At 77.3% G+C, this 4,551-nt stretch carries 4 protein-coding genes; all 4 read left to right on the top strand.

Going from position 1 to position 4,551, the window contains the following annotated elements; translation table 11 throughout:
• The coding region (locus GTR00_RS15220; RefSeq protein ID WP_166612443.1) for a GAF domain-containing protein at positions 1-1,227 on the top strand (1,227 nt) is incomplete at its 5' end.
• Between the two features lie 121 nt (positions 1,228-1,348).
• Complete coding sequence (gene exaC, locus GTR00_RS15215) at positions 1,349-2,872, top strand: acetaldehyde dehydrogenase ExaC (protein ID WP_166612442.1); 1,524 nt, start codon at positions 1,349-1,351, stop codon at positions 2,870-2,872.
• Complete coding sequence (locus GTR00_RS15210; RefSeq protein ID WP_166612441.1) at positions 2,872-3,246, top strand: DUF779 domain-containing protein; 375 nt, start codon at positions 2,872-2,874, stop codon at positions 3,244-3,246. Before exaC ends, GTR00_RS15210 begins: the two co-directional genes overlap by 1 nt.
• 11 nt (positions 3,247-3,257) lie before the next feature.
• Positions 3,258-4,343: a Gfo/Idh/MocA family protein gene (locus GTR00_RS15205; RefSeq protein WP_323132508.1), complete on the top strand. Its 1,086-nt coding sequence runs from the start codon at positions 3,258-3,260 to the stop codon at positions 4,341-4,343.
• Positions 4,344-4,551 lie beyond the last annotated feature (208 nt).

The following is a 4,551-nucleotide window of genomic DNA, read 5'->3' as shown; positions in this document are numbered from 1 at the left end:
CCGCTGCCCGGGGCGCGGGAGGTCGTCTCGGCGTCCTGGTGGCGCAGCCGCCGCACGGGCCTGGACCCCGACCTGGTCCGGGCGCCGCTGGCCGTGCAGGGCGCCGAGCTGCGCGAGCGCCGCGCCGCGCACCCGCTGGCGCCGGTGCTGGCCACCGCGCGCCGGCTGCTGCTGGACGAGCCGCTGGGCGTGCCGGTGCTCCTGGCGGTCAGCGACGTGGACGGCGCGCTGCTGTGGGTGGAGGGCGACCGCGGGCTGCGCCGGGCCGCGGAGGCGATGAGCTTCCTGCCCGGGGCGCGCTGGAGCGAGGACGCCGCCGGCACCAACGCCCCCGGCACCGCCCTGGCGCTGGGCCGGCCGGTGCGGGTGCGCGCCGCGGAGCACTACGCCACCGCCGCGACGCGCTGGAGCTGCTCGGCCGCGCCCGTGCGCGACCCCGCCACCGGGCGGGTGCTGGGCGTGCTGGACCTCACCGGCGGCGACGAGCTGGGCCGGGAGCGGGCGCTGGCGCTGGTGCGCGCCGCGGCCGGCGCCGTGGAGGGCGAGCTGCGCGTGGCGGCCCTGCGCCGCGGCCTGACCCTGGGCGCCGGCGGCACCGGGGACGCCGGGGACGGCGGCGGTCCGGGTGCCGGCGCGTCGGGCGGTGCCCGGCTGCGCCTGCTCGGCGCGGCGGGCGCGGCCGTGCGCCTGGGCGGGCGCGAGCACCGCCTGTCGCTGCGGCACGCCGAGCTGCTGCTGCTCCTGCTGACCGGCCCGCCCGGCGGCTGGACCGCCGGCGCGCTGGCCGACGCCCTGGACGAGCGCGGCCTGGCGCCGGTGTCGGTGCGCGCCGAGGCGCACCGGCTGCGCGCGGTGCTGGCCGCGCGCGGCGGCGGGGCGCTGGGCCCCTCGCCCTCGCCGTACCGGCTCACCGGCGAGCTGGCCTGCGACGTGCTGGAGGTGCGCGACGCGCTGCGCGAGGGGCGCGTGGGCGACGCCGTGGACGGCTGGGCGGGCGAGCTGCTGCCGGCCTCCGAGGCCCCCGGCGTGCGGGAGGTGCGCGAGGAGCTGCTCGTGGCGCTGCGCACCTCCGTGCTCGAGGGCGAGGACGACGGTGCGCTGCTGCGCTTCTCGCGCGGCGCCGGGCGCGAGGACCCGCAGGTCGCGCAGGAGCTGCTGCGCCGCCTGGCGCCGGGCGACCCCGGGCGCGCCGAGGCGCTCGGGCGCGCCGCCCGCCTGGCCCGCTGAGCACCGCGGCCGTCGCCGCGCCGGTGCGGGCGGGTGCAACGGGGGTGCAACGCCGCCCGGCCTAGCGTGCCCGCACCGGGCGACGAGGTGGTCGCCCGCGAGCGACTGCGGAGGTCCACCCATGACCGTCTACGAAGCACCCGGCCGACCCGGCAGCGTGGTCCAGTACGCCGAGCGCTACGACCACTACATCGGCGGCGAGCGCGTGCCCCCCGCCACGGGGGAGTACTTCGAGAACCCCACCCCCGTCACCGGGCAGGTGTTCACCGAGGTCGCCCGCGGCACCGCCGCCGACGTCGAGCGCGCCCTGGACGCCGCCCACGCCGCCGCGCCGGCGTGGGGCCGCACGTCCGTGGCCGAGCGGGCGCTGGTGCTGCACCGCATCGCCGACCGGATCGAGGCCAACCTCGAGAAGCTCGCCGTCGCCGAGACGTGGGACAACGGCAAGCCGGTGCGCGAGTGCCTGGGTGCGGACCTGCCGCTGGTGGTGGACCACCTGCGCTACTTCGCCGGCGCGGTGCGCGCCCAGGAGGGCGGCATCTCCCAGATCGACGACGACACCGTCGCCTACCACTTCCACGAGCCGCTGGGCGTGGTCGGGCAGATCATCCCGTGGAACTTCCCGCTGCTGATGGCGGTGTGGAAGCTGGCGCCGGCGCTGGCCGCCGGCAACGCCGTCGTGCTCAAGCCCGCCGAGCAGACGCCCGCGTCGATCATGCTGCTGATGGACCTGATCGGCGACCTGCTGCCGCCCGGCGTGGTCAACGTCGTCAACGGCTTCGGCGCCGAGGCCGGCAAGCCGCTGGCCAGCTCCCCGCGCATCCGCAAGATCGCCTTCACCGGCGAGACCACGACCGGCCGGCTGATCATGCAGTACGCCAGCCAGAACCTCATCCCGGTGACGCTGGAGCTGGGCGGCAAGAGCCCGAACATCTTCTTCGACGACGTCGCCCGCGCGAAGGACGACTTCTACGACAAGGCCCTCGAGGGGTTCACGATGTTCGCCCTCAACCAGGGCGAGGTGTGCACGTGCCCCTCGCGCGCGCTGATCCAGTCCACGATCTACGACGAGTTCCTGGCCGACGCCACCGCGCGCACCCGGGCGGTCCGCCAGGGCGACCCGCTGGACACCGCGACGATGATCGGCGCGCAGGCCAGCAACGACCAGCTCGAGAAGATCCTGTCGTACATCGACATCGGGCAGCAGGAGGGCGCCAAGCTCGTCACCGGCGGGCACCGCTCCGACCTCGGCGGGGAGCTGTCCGGCGGGTACTACGTCGAGCCGACCATCTTCGAGGGCGACAACTCGATGCGGGTCTTCCAGGAGGAGATCTTCGGGCCGGTGGTCTCCGTCACCCGCTTCGATGACCCCGACGACGCGCTGAAGATCGCCAACGACACCCTCTACGGCCTGGGCGCCGGGGTGTGGTCGCGCGACGTGCACCTGGCGTACCGGATGGGCCGCGGCATCCAGGCCGGGCGGGTGTGGACGAACAACTACCACGCCTACCCCGCGCACGCGGCGTTCGGCGGGTACAAGAGCTCCGGCATCGGCCGGGAGAACCACCGGATGATGCTCGACCACTACCAGCAGACGAAGAACCTGCTGGTCAGCTACTCCACGAGCAGGGTGGGCTTCTTCTGATGGGCCCCGCCCCCGAGCCGGTGGGGCTGACCCCGCGGGCGGCGCAGCAGCTGCGCCGCCTGCGGGTGCGCCACGGGGAGCTGATGTTCCACCAGTCCGGCGGCTGCTGCGACGGCAGCGCGCCGATGTGCTTCGCCGCCGGGGACTTCCTCACCTCCGACGCCGACGTGCACCTGGGCGACGTCGTGGTCGAGCCGGAGGGGGAGCTGGAGGGCTTCTCCGTGCCGGTGTGGATGTCGAGGGAGCAGCACGCCCGCTGGGCGCACACGCGCCTGACGATCGACCTGGTGCCCGGCCGCGGGGCGGGCTTCTCGCTGGAGGCCCCCGACGGGGTGCGCTTCCTGGTGCGCTCGCACCTGGCTGAGGCCCGGTAGCGTCGCGCGGCGTGAGCACCGAGGCCCGCCCGCAGCCGGACGCCGACCCCTCCGCGACCGCCGGGCAACCGCCGCACCCGCCGGTGCGCTTCGCCCTGGTCGGCTACGGCGGCGGCGGGCGCTACTTCCACGCCCCCGTCGTCGCCGGCGCGCCCGGCTGCGAGCTGGTGGCGGTGGTCACGCGCGACCCCGGGCGCGCCGGGCTGGCCCGCGCCGAGCACGGGGTGCGCGCGGTCGCCTCGCTGGAGGAGCTGCCGGACCTGGGCGTGGAGGCGGTGGCGGTCTCGACGCCGGCCGCCACGCACACGGAGCTGACCGAGCGGGCGCTGCGCCTGGGGCTGGCGACCGTTTGCGACAAGCCCTTCGCGCTCGACGCCGCGGCGGCGCGGCGCACCGTGGAGCTGGCCGGCGAGCTGGGCGTGCCGCTGAGCCCGTACCAGAACCGCCGCTGGGACTCCGACCTGCTGACGCTGCGGCGGGTGCTGGCCGACGGCGAGCTGGGGGAGGTGGTGCGCTTCGAGTCGGCCTTCGAGCGCTGGGCGGCCGGCGGCCCGCCGGCGGCCGGCGGGGGCCTGCTGCGCGACTTCGGCGCGCACCTGGTGGACCAGGCGCTGCAGCTGTTCGGGCCCGTGGAGGCCGTGGCCGCGCAGGCGCGCGGCGCGGCGGGGGCGGAGACCGACTGGCGGGTGCAGCTGGCCCACGCGGGCGGCGTGCGCAGCGAGCTGTCGGGCTCCTGGCACCAGGCGCTGCCCGCGCCGCGCTTCCGCGTCACCGGCACCCGCGGCAGCTTCGTCGTGGAGAGCGCGATGGACGGGCAGGAGGAGGCCCTGCTGGCCGGGCGCACCCCGGCCGCGGAGGGGGCCGCCTGGGGCGCGGAGCCGCCCTCGCGCTGGGGGCACCTGGCGCTGGGCGGCGGGCCGCTGCGCCGGGTGCCCAGCGAGCACGGCCGCTGGCCGGACTTCTACGCCGCCTTCGCGCGGGCGGTGCGCGGGCTGGGCCCGGTGCCGGTGGACCCGCGCGACGCGGTGGCCACCACGGCGGTCGTCGACGCGGCCCTGCGGGCCGTCGAGGTGGGCCGCACCGTCGAGGTGGGCTGAGCCCCGCCGCACCGGCTCGCCCCCGGCCACGCCCTCCCGCGCCCGGCCGGGGCGGTTCCCCCGTGAACGGGGCGTCTCACGATGTGGGACGACGGTCTCGCTGAGTGGATGCCCGTCGTGCGCTCGGGCACCCTCGGGCTGCCCCTGGAGCAGCGCCGGCGACCCCGCGTGCGCCCCCGGGGCCCCGCGCCGGACGCAGGTGGACCCC

This window comes from Kineococcus indalonis, assembly GCF_009906395.1.
Lineage (GTDB): Bacteria > Actinomycetota > Actinomycetes > Actinomycetales > Kineococcaceae > Kineococcus > Kineococcus indalonis.
The sequence above is the reverse complement of the archived record's forward strand: the minus strand, read 5'-3'. Positions and strand labels throughout refer to the sequence as shown.